Source organism: Streptomyces spiramyceticus, from assembly GCF_028807635.1.
GTDB classification, from domain to species: domain Bacteria; phylum Actinomycetota; class Actinomycetes; order Streptomycetales; family Streptomycetaceae; genus Streptomyces; species Streptomyces spiramyceticus.
In genome coordinates, this window is record NZ_JARBAX010000001.1 from 3,572,578 (window position 1) to 3,586,282 (window position 13,705).

14 protein-coding genes and 1 tRNA gene are annotated in these 13,705 nt (G+C 69.2%); 9 read left to right on the forward strand and 6 right to left on the reverse strand.

Annotation, left to right across the window (positions count from 1 at the left end):
- The first annotated feature begins 8 nt into the window (after positions 1–8).
- The 4 genes from tmk (at position 9) to PXH83_RS16245 (ending at position 6,484) form a co-directional block, all read left to right on the forward strand.
- Positions 9–3,209 (forward strand): dTMP kinase, encoded by a 3,201-nt coding sequence (tmk, locus tag PXH83_RS16230; RefSeq protein ID WP_274561062.1) that lies wholly within the window; start codon positions 9–11, stop codon positions 3,207–3,209.
- 195 nt (positions 3,210–3,404) lie between these two features.
- A complete protein-coding gene (locus tag PXH83_RS16235) occupies positions 3,405–4,619 on the forward strand; it encodes a DNA polymerase III subunit delta' (RefSeq protein ID WP_274561065.1) in 1,215 nt (404 codons plus the stop codon).
- A gap of 158 nt (positions 4,620–4,777) precedes the next feature.
- Positions 4,778–6,313: an alpha/beta hydrolase gene (locus PXH83_RS16240; protein ID WP_274561066.1), complete on the forward strand. Its 1,536-nt coding sequence runs from the start codon at positions 4,778–4,780 to the stop codon at positions 6,311–6,313.
- Between the two features lie 97 nt (positions 6,314–6,410).
- Positions 6,411–6,484, forward strand: a tRNA-Thr gene (locus PXH83_RS16245).
- A gap of 95 nt (positions 6,485–6,579) precedes the next feature.
- Here PXH83_RS16245 and PXH83_RS16250 read toward each other — a convergent pair.
- Genes PXH83_RS16250 through PXH83_RS16260 form a run of 3 tightly spaced genes read right to left on the reverse strand, consistent with a single transcriptional unit; the run spans position 6,580 to position 8,560 of the window.
- Complete coding sequence (locus PXH83_RS16250; protein WP_274561067.1) at positions 6,580–7,239, reverse strand: YdcF family protein; 660 nt, start codon at positions 7,237–7,239, stop codon at positions 6,580–6,582.
- 2 nt (positions 7,240–7,241) lie between these two features.
- Complete coding sequence (locus PXH83_RS16255) at positions 7,242–8,021, reverse strand: GntR family transcriptional regulator (RefSeq protein WP_274562854.1); 780 nt, start codon at positions 8,019–8,021, stop codon at positions 7,242–7,244.
- A complete protein-coding gene (locus PXH83_RS16260; RefSeq protein ID WP_274561068.1) occupies positions 8,018–8,560 on the reverse strand; it encodes a GntR family transcriptional regulator in 543 nt (180 codons plus the stop codon). The genes PXH83_RS16255 and PXH83_RS16260 overlap by 4 nt, the downstream gene beginning before the upstream one ends.
- Positions 8,561–8,720: 160 nt before the next feature.
- Between PXH83_RS16260 and PXH83_RS16265 the strand changes: the two genes are divergently transcribed.
- The 5 genes from PXH83_RS16265 to PXH83_RS16285 all read left to right on the forward strand — a co-directional run bounded on the left by PXH83_RS16265 (position 8,721) and on the right by PXH83_RS16285 (position 11,984).
- Positions 8,721–9,125, forward strand: a complete 405-nt coding sequence (locus tag PXH83_RS16265) for an ATP-binding protein (protein ID WP_274561069.1) — start codon at positions 8,721–8,723, stop codon at positions 9,123–9,125.
- Positions 9,126–10,250: an adenosylhomocysteinase gene (locus PXH83_RS16270; protein WP_274561071.1), complete on the forward strand. Its 1,125-nt coding sequence runs from the start codon at positions 9,126–9,128 to the stop codon at positions 10,248–10,250.
- An 11-nt stretch (positions 10,251–10,261) separates the two neighbouring features.
- Positions 10,262–10,804 carry an NUDIX hydrolase gene (locus PXH83_RS16275; protein WP_274561073.1) on the forward strand — a complete coding sequence of 181 codons (543 nt, stop codon included), beginning with the start codon at positions 10,262–10,264 and terminating at the stop codon, positions 10,802–10,804.
- A gap of 128 nt (positions 10,805–10,932) precedes the next feature.
- Positions 10,933–11,385 carry a DUF6228 family protein gene (locus tag PXH83_RS16280; protein WP_274561076.1) on the forward strand — a complete coding sequence of 151 codons (453 nt, stop codon included), beginning with the start codon at positions 10,933–10,935 and terminating at the stop codon, positions 11,383–11,385.
- Between the two features lie 29 nt (positions 11,386–11,414).
- The gene (locus tag PXH83_RS16285) at positions 11,415–11,984 is read left to right on the forward strand and encodes a DUF3885 domain-containing protein (RefSeq protein WP_274561079.1); all 570 of its coding nucleotides are present in this window, start codon (positions 11,415–11,417) and stop codon (positions 11,982–11,984) included.
- Positions 11,985–12,039: 55 nt separating this feature from the next.
- Here the strand turns inward: PXH83_RS16285 and PXH83_RS16290 are convergent, their stop codons facing one another.
- The 3 genes from PXH83_RS16290 to PXH83_RS16300 all read right to left on the reverse strand — a co-directional run bounded on the left by PXH83_RS16290 (position 12,040) and on the right by PXH83_RS16300 (position 13,665).
- Positions 12,040–12,453 (reverse strand): Imm10 family immunity protein, encoded by a 414-nt coding sequence (locus PXH83_RS16290; protein ID WP_274561081.1) that lies wholly within the window; start codon positions 12,451–12,453, stop codon positions 12,040–12,042.
- Between the two features lie 114 nt (positions 12,454–12,567).
- A complete protein-coding gene (locus tag PXH83_RS32480) occupies positions 12,568–12,933 on the reverse strand; it encodes a maleylpyruvate isomerase N-terminal domain-containing protein (RefSeq protein WP_274561083.1) in 366 nt (121 codons plus the stop codon).
- Between the two features lie 27 nt (positions 12,934–12,960).
- Entirely contained in the window at positions 12,961–13,665 is a 705-nt protein-coding gene (locus PXH83_RS16300) for a hypothetical protein (RefSeq protein ID WP_274561084.1), read from the reverse strand.
- Positions 13,666–13,705: the final 40 nt, after the last annotated feature.

The window sequence follows — 13,705 nt, forward strand, 5'->3', positions numbered from 1 at the left end:
CTGGGCGGATGACGCGAGCCGAGCAGCCAACGGTCGTGAGCCCCACCTCCGACGCACTAGCCGCAGACTCACGCGAGCGAGCCGTACGGGCCCTGCTGCGCCTTCCTCCGCTCCGGCGGTTGTGGAGCGCACAGCTCGTCGGCAATATCGGCGATGCCCTCGCCCTTCTCGTGCTGCTGTTGCTGTCGCTTCAGGTAGCGATCTCGGAAGGGTCGTTCGGCGGTGGTTATCGCGGTGCGGCCCTCGTGGTCGCCGCCGTGTTCGGGGCTCGGATCCTTGCCACCTTCCTCTTCGGAGCCCTGCTTCTGGGCCCGGTCTCCACGCTGACCGCACCATCCGGGCCGCTCGACCGCCGCTGGACGATGATCGGCGCGGACGGGCTGCGGCTCGCTCTCCTCGTCGTCGCACCGCTGTGGATAGACCTGGCCCCGGACCAGGCTCAGGCGGTCCTCCTGATCACCGTCTTCGTCGCCGGCGTCGCCGAGCGCTTCTGGACGGTCGCCAAGGAGAGCGCCGCCCCCGCGCTGCTGCCCGCCCCGCCCCCGGAGGGCGCGACGGTACGGCCGCTGCCCGACCATCTCGACGCACTGCGCCGCCTCTCCCTGCGTACGAGCTTCGTCGCACTGCCGGCGGCCGCCGCCGTGCTGCTGGTGGCCACGTTGGTCGGCAATCTGCTCGGCTCGGGCATCGACTGGTTCTCGCAGCACCAGGCGGCCCTCGGCTCGTACGTTGCCGCAGGCCTCTTCTCCGCGTCCGTATCCACGCTCTTCTTCCTGGAACTGCCCGACGCGCAGACGCCCCGCGCGCGCTCCCCCCTGGAGGGCCTGCGCCGCCCCAAGACCGGCACGGGTGTCGACAAGGGGCGTACGGGCGCGATCCGGCTCCTCGTCGTGGCCTGCGCCGCAGTCGCCGGAGCCATCGCCTCCGCTGCGGCTGTCGCCGTACTGCACGCCAAGGACCTCGGAGGCGGCCCTGCCGCCTTCGCCCTGCTCTTCCTCGCCCTGACGGGCGGCACGGTGATCGGCATCCGCCGCGCCGGGAAGGTGCTGCCGACCCTGTCGCGCCGACGGCTGCTCTCGCTCGCGATCGCCGTAACCGGCGTGGCGCTCCTCGCCATGGGCCTGGTGCCCGACACGGCGACCGTCCTCATGATCACGTTGCTCGCGGGCTTCGCCGCCGGGGTGGCGGCCAATACCGGCCACACGCTGCTCGACCAGGAGACCGAGGACTTCCGGCGTGCGCGTACGACCGAGCACCTCCAGGCCGTCGTACGCGTCTACGTGGCCCTCGGCGCAGTCGTGGCCCCACTGCTGGCCGCCGCCATCGGCCCGCACCGCCTGGCCAACGGCAGCTTCGTCTTCGCGCACGGCGGGGCGGCGTTCACGCTGATGCTCGTCGGCGCGCTGCTGCTGCCCGTCGCCGCGCTCGTTCTGGCCAAGGCGGACGACCGGCAGGGCGTATCGCTGCGCCGCGACCTGCGCGAGGCGCTGCGGGGCAGCGACACCGAGCAGGCGACCTCCGCCACCGGTTTCTTCATCGCCATGGAGGGCGGCGACGGCGCAGGCAAGTCGACCCAGGTCGAGGCCATCGCCGAGTGGATCCGCGCCAAGGGCCACGAGGTCGTCGTCACCCGCGAGCCCGGCGCGACGCCCATCGGCAAGCGACTGCGCTCGATCCTGCTGGACGTGTCCAGTGCGGGTCTTTCGAACCGTGCGGAGGCGCTGCTGTACGCCGCCGACCGTGCCGAGCACGTCGATTCCGTCGTACGCCCTGCGCTGGAGCGCGGCGCCATCGTCATCACCGACCGGTACGTCGACTCGTCCGTGGCCTACCAGGGCGCCGGCCGAGACCTGTCGCCGACCGAGATCGCCCGCATCTCGCGCTGGGCGACGGACGGACTCGTACCGCATCTGACCGTGCTGCTCGACGTCTCGCCGGAGACCGCGCGCGAACGCTTCACGGAGGCGCCGGACCGGCTGGAGTCAGAGCCGCCGGAGTTCCACGCGCGGGTGCGCCACGGCTTCCTGACGCTGGCCGCCGCCGATCCGGGGCGCTACCTGGTGGTGGACGCCGGCCAGGACCCGGAATCGGTCACCACGGTCGTACGCCACCGTCTGGACCAGATGCTGCCGCTCTCCGACGCCGAGGTGAAGGCGCAGGAGGACGCGCGGAAGGCGGCGGAGGAAGAGGCACGCCGACGCGCGGAGGAGGAAGCCGCGCGCAAGGCGGAGGAAGAGCGCCTGGAGCGGGAGCGGCAGGAACAGCTCGCCAAGCTCCGTGCCGAGGAGGAGGAGCGCAAGCGCCGCGAGATCGAAGAGGCGCGGCAGCGCGAGGCCGAACGGCAGGCGGAGGAGGCCCGGCAGCGCGCCGAGGAGGCGCGCAGGCTCGCGGAGGAGGAGCGGGTACGCCGCGAGGCCGAGGCGAAGGCACGGGCCGCAGAGCAGGAACGGCTGCGGAGGCAGGCGGCGGAAGAGGCGAGGCTTCGGGCGGAGGCGGAGGAGCGCCGCCGCGAGAAGCAGCGCAAGGCGGAGGAAGCGCTGCTGCGGGCGGAAGAAGCGCGGCGGGTGGCGGAGGCGGCGGCTGCGGCTTCTGCGGCCGCGTCTGCGGCGTCCGATGCGTCTGGGGCGTCTGGGGCGTCTGGGGCGACTGCGGCGTCTTCGGAGGCGCCGGTTGCTCCGGCGTCGCCTGCTTCGGACAACGAGCTGACGGTGCCGACGCCGGTGGTTCGTCGCGACGACGACGTGACGCAGGCGATGGCGACGCCGCGTATTGATATGCGGAAGCAGGTTGAAATGCGGAAGCAGGATGTGGCGCCTGAGGCTGGGGCGTCGCCTGCTTCCTCGTCGGCTGACGAGACTGCTGTGCTCCCGCCTGTGCGGGACGTGGGTCCCGCAGATGAGACGGCCGTCCTTCCGCCGGTACGGGATGCGCGTCCCGCCGACCCGTCGGACCGCGTGCCGCCGGGTTACTTCCGGGACGAGCAGGCCGGGCGGGACGGTGCGGAAGACGGCAACGACCGTACGCGCGAACTGCCCCGGTTCGACCCGGAGGCACAGCCTCCGGCCGCGGGTGCCCGTACGCGGCGCCGGTCGGACTGGGCGGAAGAGACGCCGCTCGACGACTTGCCGTCGCTGGCGGACGAGCTCCTTGGCGGGCGCGAGGCGGACGAGGACGACGGCGGCGGCAGGGGCGGCCGCCGGGGCCGGTAGTCGGCCGGTGCGGTTGGGGGGTGCGGGTTGCTTGCGGCCTGCCTGCGGCGCTGGTCCCCTCGCCGCCCCTTCCCGGATGGGCTGGGGGAAACCGGCCCGCTGTCAGGGGAAACCAGCCCGCTGTCAGTGGCGTGTCCCACAATGGGGGACAGCCAGCAATTCAACGCAAACAGCACGGGCAAAGGCGGTAGCACCATGGCCGTATGGGACGACCTGGTCGGGCAGGAGCGCGTGCAGGCGCAGCTCGCTGCTGCCGCTCGTGACGCCGACGCGCTCGTGACCGCTGTCGCCGACCGCTCGGGGGCCACCCTCGCTCCCGCCGCGTCGAAGATGACGCACGCCTGGCTCTTCACAGGGCCGCCGGGCTCCGGACGGTCCACCGCCGCCCGGGCCTTCGCCGCCGCCCTTCAGTGCACCAGCCCGGACCGGGCGCTCGGTGGGGCACCCGGATGCGGGTTCTGTGACGGGTGTCATACGAGCCTCGTCGGTACGCACGCCGACGTGGAGGTCGTCCGTACCGACCTGCTCTCCATCGGCGTGAAGGAGACCCGCGACCTCGTCAGACGCGCCCAGCTCTCCCCGGCGACCGGCCGCTGGCAGGTCATCGTCCTTGAGGACGCCGACCGCCTCACCGAGGGCGCCGGCAACGTGCTGCTCAAGGCCATCGAGGAGCCCGCGCCCCGCACGGTCTGGCTCCTGTGTGCGCCCTCCCTGGAGGACGTGCTGCCCACCATCCGGTCCCGCTGCCGCCACCTCACGCTCAGCACGCCGTCCGTCGAGGCCGTCGCCGACGTCCTGATCCGGCGCGACGGCATCGACCCCCAGGCCGCCACGATCGCCGCCCGCGCCACGCAGGGCCACATCGGGCGTGCCCGCCGCCTCGCCACCGACGAGCGAGCCCGGGCCCGCCGTGCCGTCGTCCTGAAGCTTCCGCTCCGGGTCGCCGACATCGGCGGCTGCCTGAAGGCGGCCCAGGAGCTGGTCGACGCGGCAGGTGAGGACGCCAAGCAGGTGGCCGAGGACGTCGACGTCAAGGAGACCGAGGACCTGAAGGCGGCGCTCGGCGCGGTGTCCGGCGGCCGGATGCCGCGGGGCACGGCGGGCGCGATGAAGGAGCTGGCCGACCGGCAGAAGCGCCGCTCGACGCGTACGCAGCGGGACAGCCTCGACCTGGCGCTGACCGACCTGACCGGGTTCTACCGCGACGTGCTGGCGCTCCAGCTCGGCTCGCGGGTCGCCCTCGCCAATGAGGATGTACGGGACTCACTCGACCGCATCGCGCAGGGCTCGACCCCCGAGCGCACGCTGCGCCGCATAGAGGCGATCATCGCGTGCCGCCAGGCTCTGGACCGCAATGTCGCGCCGCTGCTCGCGGTGGAGGCGATGACGGTGGCGCTGCGCGCCGGCTGAGCCCGCCGCACTGGTGACTGCGCCGCCCTGCTGTTGACCGCGCCGCACTGATGACCGCGGTTGACCGTGCCGCGCTGCTGACCGGCCGGACTGTTGACCGGCTCACTCGTACGAGCAGGTGTACGCACGATCCGTCATCGCCGCACTACGCTCCGAGAATGGACACCAGGCGCCTGATCCGGCTCTCTGCCACCGCCCTCGCGACCACGAGTCTGCTCATCTCCGGTTGTTCGCCGGGGGGTTCGTCGCCCCGTGCCTCGGCGTCCGTGCCGCCCGAATCGGTCCCGGCCGCCCTCAAGACGTATTACGAGCAGAAGCTGAAATGGCGTAAGTGCGGCGCCCCCGGTTTCCAGTGCGCCACGGTGAAGGCCCCGCTCGACTACGAGGACCCGGAGAAGGCCGACATCGAGCTGGCCGTCTCCCGCAAGAAGGCCACCGGCCCCGGCAAGCGCCTCGGCTCCCTCCTGGTGAACCCGGGCGGTCCCGGCGGCTCGGGGATCGGCTACCTCCAGTCGTACGCGGCCATCGGCTACCCTGCGCCGGTCCGCGCCCGATACGACATGGTGGCGGTGGACCCGCGCGGCGTTGCCCGCAGCGAGCCCGTCGAATGCCTGACGGGCAAGGAGATGGACGCGTACACCCAGGTCGACCAGACGCCCGACGACAGGCCCGAAACGGACAAGCTGGTCGAAGCTTTCAAGAATTTCGCGGCCGGCTGCGACAAGCACTCGGCCGAGATCCTGCCGCACGTCTCCACGGTGGAATCGGCGCGCGACATGGATGTCGTACGCGCCGTACTGGGCGACGAAAAGCTGAGTTACGTCGGAGCCTCGTACGGCACCTTCCTCGGCGCAACGTACGCCGAGCTGTTCCCCGGCCGCGCAGGCCGTCTCGTACTCGACGGCGCGATGGACCCGGCTCTCCCCGCCCGCGAGATGAACCGCGACCAGACGGCCGGCTTCGAAACCGCCTTCCAGTCCTTCGCCGCGGACTGCGTCGAGCGCAAGGACTGCCCGCTGGGCACCGGCACCACCGACGAAGCCGGCGAGCGCCTGAAGGAGTTCTTCGACGACCTGGACGCCAAGCCCGTCCCGACCGGGCAGAGCCGCCCCCTCGGCGAATCCCTCGCGGCCACGGGTGTGATCGCCGCGATGTACGACGAGTCGGCCTGGACCGATCTGCGCGACAGCCTCACCCGCGCCATGGGCGGCGACGGCGCGAGCCTGCTCGCCCTGGCCGACACCTACTACGAGCGCTCCGAAGACGGCTCGTACACGAACCTGATGTTCGCCAACGCCTCCGTGAACTGCCTGGACCTCCCCCCGGCCTTCACCGGCCCCGAAGCCGCAAGCGCCGCGCTCCCCTCCTTCGAAGAGGCATCCCCGGTCTTCGGCGAGGGCCTCGCCTGGGCCTCCCTGAACTGCAGCTACTGGCCCACGAAGGCCACCGGCACCCCACACCGCATCGAGGCGAAGGGCGCGGCCCCGATCGTCGTGGTCGGCACCACCCGCGACCCGGCGACCCCGTACAAGTGGGCCCAGTCCCTGGCCGACCAGCTGGCCTCGGGCACCCTCCTGACGTACGACGGCGACGGCCACACGGCGTACGGCCGGGGCAGCGACTGCATCGACACGGCGATCAACAACTACCTGCTGGAGGGCACGGCCCCCGAAGACGGCAAGAAGTGCCCCTGACCTGCGGAAAGGCGGGTAGGACGGGCGTGTTCGGAGCACCCTCGGAATCTGTGTAGACTTGGGCGCGCTGCTGATCGCACCATGGTTCGGCAGCGGCGCCGCCTTAGCTCAGTTGGCCAGAGCAACGCACTCGTAATGCGTAGGTCTCGGGTTCGAATCCCGAAGGCGGCTCTGTAGAAGCCTCAGGACTCACTCGCCGTGACCTGGGGCTTTTGCTTTTCTGGAGTGGACTGAGTCGGGATAGCGACAAATTCTGCCTAAGCGTGTCAGGGCTTGATGAGTCGGCTGTCGAAACCGGAGCGCAAGAGGCGCTTGTAAGCGTCATGGATATCCCCGGGTACTTCCTGCTCGAGGGCGAACCCGAGCCGCGGGTACTCGATCACTCGTTGCAGGTCGCCGACGAGCATGTCTACGACGAGTTTCTCGTCGCCGATGGCCTTGATGTAGTCGTCGAACTTGAGCGGTTCGGAAGCGCAGACGACCTCGACCTCGGGCCACAGCTTGCGGCATGTGGCGTAGGAGCGGCGCTCCATGTACGGCTTGGAGATCAGGAGCAGCGAGGAGGCCTCGACACTCGCCGCGCGGAGCGCCTCGCGCGAGAGCGTGATGTTCTGCCCGGTGTTGGCTGCCTCGGTCTCCAGGAGGATCGCGTCGTCGGGCACGCCCAGACCGAGCGCGTGCTCGCGGTAGTGGACCGCCTCGCCGCGCGGGAAGCGGGCCGCTGTGGTCGGGCTGTTGCCGCCGCTGAACACGACCACGGGGAAGAGCCCGGCGCGGTACAGATCGGCCGCGGCCGTCGCTACGCCGAGGTCGTGGCTACCGAGGGCGACCGCTACCGAGCAAGGGCGCGGCTCGTGGTGCATCTGGTGGTACTGCCAGATCAGGCGGGCGTCGTTCCACTGTGCGTCGGTGAGCGTGCGCTGCATCGTCACTCCGGTGTGAACTCGTATTGCAGCTCGTATAGATGACCGGCCTTAACCATGATGGTGGCTTCGATGGGGCGGTGGTGGTCGCTGTAGACGACGCGCAGGGTTCGAAGGACCGGGAGATCGCTGGGGAGTTGAAGTGCCCGGTACTGCTCCTGGGTGGGAACTCGCGCGGAGATCCTGTCCACGCTCTGCCGGGGTGGGTAGCCCAGCTCGGCGAGGAGCGTAGGCGTACCGCCCTTGATCTTGCGGCGCTCCGTCATCGCCGTACCCCGGCCAATGTCCATGGGGTAGTAGGACGTGACCAGCTCCGTCGGCTCGTCGTCGAGCATGAGCACCTGGCGACGCAGCAAGGCCGTACCGCCCTCGGGAAGGTTCAAGGCTGCGGAGACGTCCGCAGGGGGTGTGGCTTCCCCGACTTCGAGCAGTCGGCTCCGCGCCTGCGCGCCGTGCTTCGCCGCTTCGGTGAGCCAGCGGTACGGCGCTCCGGACTCCGCCGGGGCCATGAACGACGCGGGTCGCATGGTCCGCTGCCTGTGCTCGCGTACTGTCACGGCCGCGCCTGCCCGCCCGATTACCAGGCCCTCGTCCTTGAGGAGCTGCAGGGCCTTCTGGACTGTGGCGTTCGAGGCGTCAAACCTGGCCTTGAGTTGCACGGTTGACGGCAGTTTGGCCCCGGGGCCGAGGTCGCCGCTCATGATTTCGTCGCGCAGGTCCGCGGCGATCCGCTCGTGCAGAGAACGGTGGTCGTACGCGTTCGCTTCGGTCGTGGGCACCGTTATCCGATCCTGATCTCGTATCGCAGCCGCTGGCGGTCGGCGGGCATGGTCATCATGTCCACCTGAATTGGCCGGTCGTGGCCGTCCAGCGTGATCCGCGTCAGTTGCAGGACAGGCTCGTGCGGCCCGGTCTGCAACGCCTCCCGTTCCTCTGCGCAAGGCATCCGGGCCGTCACGTCCTCACGGACGCGTACGCCAACGTGCCCGAGGTCGGCGAGGAGCGTGACCGCGCCACCGGGAATCTTCGCTGTCTCGGCGAGGCGGGTGCCCCGGGCGATGTGCGAGGGGTAGAAGGTGTCCGTCAATTCGCAGGGCTGGCCGTCGAGATACATCATGCGGCGGCGTACGACGACATCCTCCCCTTCTGTAACCCCGAGCAGCTCCGCCACCTCGGGTGGCGCCACGACTTCGCCTGCATGAACGATGCGCTGAGTTCCTCTGCGGCCTCGGGAAGCTGCCTCAGCACCCCAGGTATCGGGCTGCCCCTTCGCCTGTGGCTTCAGATACGGCGTCGAAGTGCTGACCCACTCACCGCTGCCCACGGCATCCTCCTGCACAGGTGACGATTTGCGAACCTTGCTGCTTTACACGGTAAGCGCATCACTGACGGTATCCACTTGGGGCCCCACGACCTTGCTACCTTTCGCGAATGGCAGTATGGTTCTCTCGAGCCTTCAGCCCAGGATCAAGGTGGTGTTCACCGTGTCCCTGTCACGGCAACAGCGGTTTCCCCGATCTCGCGTCTCCGTCCGCGCTGCGCGCGCCTTCGTTATCGGCACCGTTACGGAGTGGGGCGTTTCCGACCGGCAGGACGACATACGGCTGTGCGTCTCCGAGCTGGCCACGAACGCCCTGCTCCACGGAGTTCCGCCGGGGCGGGAGTTCTGCGTGAGACTCAGCACGGACGGTGAACTCCTCCGGATCGAGGTACGGGACAGCGGGGACGGGTGTCCCCAGGTCCTGTCTCCGTCTGCCGACAGGAGCACGGGACGCGGGCTCCACCTGGTGAAGGAGTTGGCGGACGACTGCGGCGTCGTCGAGCACACAGTCGGCAAGACCGTGTGGCTTGCCTTCAAAGTCACATCCGTATCGGAAGGAGCCCGCTGAATGGAACCCTTCGAACGTGCCCGACTCGACGCCTACTTCGGCCGGATCGCCTCACGCTTCGCGCCCGCCGAGCGCCCTGCCGCGTTCCTGATCACGCACCTCCTGCCGGAGCGCCCAGCGTTCGTGCGGGGCGTGGCGGGTGTGACCGAGCTGCGGGCAGTGCTGCCCAAGCCGAAGTCCGTGCATGCCGAGGCGTTGCGCCAGGTCGAGGGCGACGGGCACGCGTGCGACAAGCTGTCGCGCGAGCTGTTCGCCGATCCCGAGCGCGCCGTGCGGTACGTCGAGGCGCGCGCCGCAGGGCGCCGTGTCGTCCTGCTCGATGTCGGTGGGTACTTCGCCCCGTCGCTCGAGGCGCTGTGCGATCGCTTCTCGGGGCAGATCCTCGGCGTGGTCGAGGACACCGAGAACGGGCACCGTCGCTACGCCGACCTCGACAAGCTGCCCTGCCCGGTCGTCTCGGTGGCCCGCTCGCCACTCAAGGACCCCGAGGACTTCCTCGTAGGCCAGTCGGTCGTGTTCTCGACCGAGGCGCTCATGCGCAGCCGGGGAGACATCCTGCACGGCCGTACCGCGCTCGTGATCGGCTTCGGCAAGCTCGGGTCGAGCATCTCCCGTCTGCTGCACGCCAAGGGCGTACGGGTCACGGTGTACGACATCGATCCCGTACGCCGTACACAAGTACTCTCGCAGGGCTTCACGGTGGCCCGTGACCGCGAGGCCGGACTCAGCGACGCCGGGCTCGTACTGTGCGCGACCGGGGCGCTCTCGCTGCGCGGTGAGGACTTCCCCAGGCTGCGCAACGGCGCGTACGTCGCCACCGTGACCAGCAGCGAGGACGAGCTTGAGCTCGCCGGACTGCCGGACGTGTACGAGCGCGCTCACATCGGCGAGCACGTCACCCGCTACCTGACGACCGGCCACTACTTCTACCTGCTCAACGGTGGCAACGCCGTCAACTTCCTGCATGGCGCCAGCGTGGGGCCGTTCATCTTCCTCGTACAGGCCGAGATACTCGCCGCTTCCGCCGCGCTTGGCCGCGGCGGCCTTGACCCCGGAATGCACGAGATCAGCTCGACCGACCGCGCCACTATCGCCGCGACCTGGCTCGACTACTTCAACCGGTGAGGAGACACCCGGTGCCCATCACGCCCGACCATATCCGCGAGACCCTTGACGACTACCTCGACGCTCACCCCGACGAGATGTGGCGGCTCGCCTCCATCCCCGAACTCCTCGACGCCGAGGCTGACCTCGCGAGCCGGAAGGAGTTCCGCGGCCACGTCACCGCGGGGGCGATCCTCGCCGACCCCGCCGGCCGTGTGCTCCACATCAAGCACCTCGCCCTGAACCGCTGGCTCCTGCCCGGCGGACACCTCGAGGCCGACGACACCAGCCTCCTCGCCGCCGCGCAGCGCGAGTTGACCGAGGAGACCGGCATTACGGCCTCGGCCGTCGTGGCTGCCGGACACCGCCCTGTACACATCGACGCCCACCACATCCCCGCCAACCCTGCCAAGGGTGAGCCCGATCACCGGCACTTCGACTTCCGGTTCCTCTTCCGAACCTCGGCCGATGTCGTCGAGCTGCAAACCGAAGAGGTCACGGCCGCGGCCTGGCGCTACGCAGATACGATCGAGAACGAGACCCTGCGCAGCCGGGTCCTCGAGGCGCTGTGCTGACGAGACCGGTCGCCCCGGTGCTGTGATCCCCTGCGCGCGCCGTGGCGGCCCTTCTGGGGTAGGGCCCTTCGTCTGGACGCCGGGCAAATGCGTAGTCAGGAGATGCGCTGCCGTCCTAGCCTGCGAAGGTGATCGAGGAAGAAGATACAGACGGCTCCGCCGTTTACGTAGGAGACGGCGGTCCGCGCGCGATTCGGTTGCGTCTCTACGAGCCGATGAGGCCATTCCCAGAGGATGGGGACGACCTGATGCTCGACTTCCTTGTGAACGCGCGCGGCGAATGGCTGTGCGTCGAGGTGTCAGTGAGGACGTGGGGTGGTGACGGTCTTGATGCCTTTCTCGAGGAGCTGGCGGAAGACTTCCGGGGATGGGAAGGAGCGCGGTCGTGGCGTTCGCTTGAACGCGATCTGACGCTCTCGGCAGAGCGCGGCCCGGGTGGCTACGTTCACCTGACGTGGGGGCTGCATGACCGGCCACCGTCTAGCGAGTGGCACTTCGAGACCACCACTGTGCACGCGCCGGGCGAGGCCATGCGCAACCTCGCCGCCGATGTCCGCGAGTTCTTCGCGAGCTGCCCGTGACGCCTCCTCCTACTCCTGGCGGCGGCCTGTTGGACCTCGATACGGCATGGGATTCCAACTGGCCCGGCGCGCTGCCACTCGGGCACCTGCTCCGTACAGCCTGCCCGGACCGGTGGGTGCGCTTACACAGTCTTCCGGAGTCCAAGCGGTACGCCGACACCGAGGAGGAGTACACGATCCTGCTCGGCCGTCAGCATGCGCTTCTCGCCGATCTCTATGCCCCGCCGGAACTCCGCGTGATCACCTGCGAATGGAGCGATGACCCATCCCCGCATGGTCGGCAGGCCGACTTGGAGCACGTCGTACCGGGCGACTATTGGCGAACCGTCCTCGAAGACGAGACCGAGGAACCGGAGTTCCGGATCTACACGCACCTCTATGCGGGGCTACTTCCGAACCTGACTACAGCCCTCAATCCGCTGCTGTGCATGGTCGCCGATTTCGATACCGCAGGAGTCATCGTTGCTCCAGCAGATCTTGGATGGCTCGTCCACCCGTATGACGGTGGGATCGACGTGATCGCCCCGACCCAGGCCGATCGCGACGCACTACGCGAGCGGCATCCTGACTGGCTCTCTCAACACCTCGGGGGCCTGTAGGCCGCTCTTTGCCTCACTCAGTGGCTGCTCCGGATGCGCAAGCAATGAATCCCGATTACAGCTCGACCAGGAATGGGCGTGCGGCAGGCCGGCCGTAGGCGAGGATGCGCGGTAGCACGTCCCGCATGCGGCCAACGTCCTCCGGAGGAGCGCGCAGCACAACCTCGATAACGGGTTCGTCCAAACCGAGAGAAGCCAAGGAATCAGGGTCGAGAACGACTCGCAGCACATCACCGTTGAGCGTGACCTCGCGTACGCAGCCGTAGGCGGTCCCCTGGTCGGGCGTGACCAGGCAGTGAGTGTCGAAGCCGAGGGACACCTCTTGGGCGTCGGGCTCCTCGAAGTCGCACATGAAGATCAGAGAGAAGGCGTCACCATCATCAGACTCGGCGACTCCCGCCATCATGCAGTCGTCTTCGTCTTCGTTGTCGAGCCCGCAGGCGACCTGCGCTATGAACCTGTAAGTCATGCGAGCGTTCTACCAGCAGCCGCGGACAACGATGGCGGCGCAGCCTCGCGCAATCGGCGTAGGTCAATCTGTGGGCAAGGCGAGCCAGTGTGAGCCGCACGCCGGCCTCAGGACTCAATCGCCCTGATCTGGGACTTTGCTTCGCTGGGCAGGTCGCTCACTGCGGTGGTGACCCGGGCTCAGTTCCAGCCCGGGGCCGGTGGCAGTGGCCAGTTGGGTGGATCCGGGACTGGACCGTCGGCAGTGACTGCGGCGTCGGGCGAGCGCCTCGGTGCCGGCCCGTGGCGCGGGGTCGGCATCTGTGCGGGCGACGGCCAGCAGCCATACGTAGGCGTCGGCGCTGCTGGCCACGTGGGCGGCGACGTGGCCACGGGTCCAGCCGGGCAGCGTTGAGGGGCTGCGCAGCTCCGTGTCGGTGAGGGTGGCTGCGAAGCGTGCGCCGGAGCGGGATATTTCGCTGATGACGTGGGACAAGTCCATGCCGACCACGTGCCTCATGGGCGTCCGCTAAAGCGCGTCCACCGCGCTCACCTTCCAGCCCTCGGAGGTACGCGTCAGGGTCATCCGCACCCGGTTCAGGTCTACGCGTGGTCCGGTGATTTGGGTGCTCTTCGTGACCTGGTTCATGAAGAGCAGGATTACGGCCTTGTCGGGGGAGGCCGATACCACCGAAACCGCTGCCGAACCGTCGTCGCCCGGCGGCTTCGCCACGGTGGCCTTGACCACCCCTCGGTACTTCTTGGCGGTCGGTGCGACCACGGTCTTTGTCGTCTTGCCGTACTCCTTGAGGAAGGAGCCGGTGAGGTGGCCGCGGGCGGTGGTGAAGTCGCGGTCCAGGTGGCGGTAGTCGTACGACAGGATGGTGGGGGCCGCTTGGCGCGCTGCCGCCAGTGCGTCCGTGCGGGCCTGGTCCGTCCGCTGGGCTTCCCGGTGGTCCAGGGCGAGTGCGGTGGTTGCGGCCAGACCCGCTACGACCAGGACCGCCAGGGCCGCGCTGAGCAGGCCGGAGCGGCGGCTTGACGGGCCTTTGGGGTGGATGGGATCGGTTGCTGCGTCTGGGGCTGGCTCGGTAGATATGTCCGGCTTGATTGCTGGTGCTACGGACAGCGTTCGGGACGAGATGGGTTCGGGCCTGCCTGCGCGGCGTGCCTTATCGGCTCGCTTGGCCGCGGCGCGGGCGGCCGCTGCCACTCGGACGGCTTGGTTCGCCACTGTGGGTCTCCTTACGGGTGGTGCGATGGTGCTGGTGGTG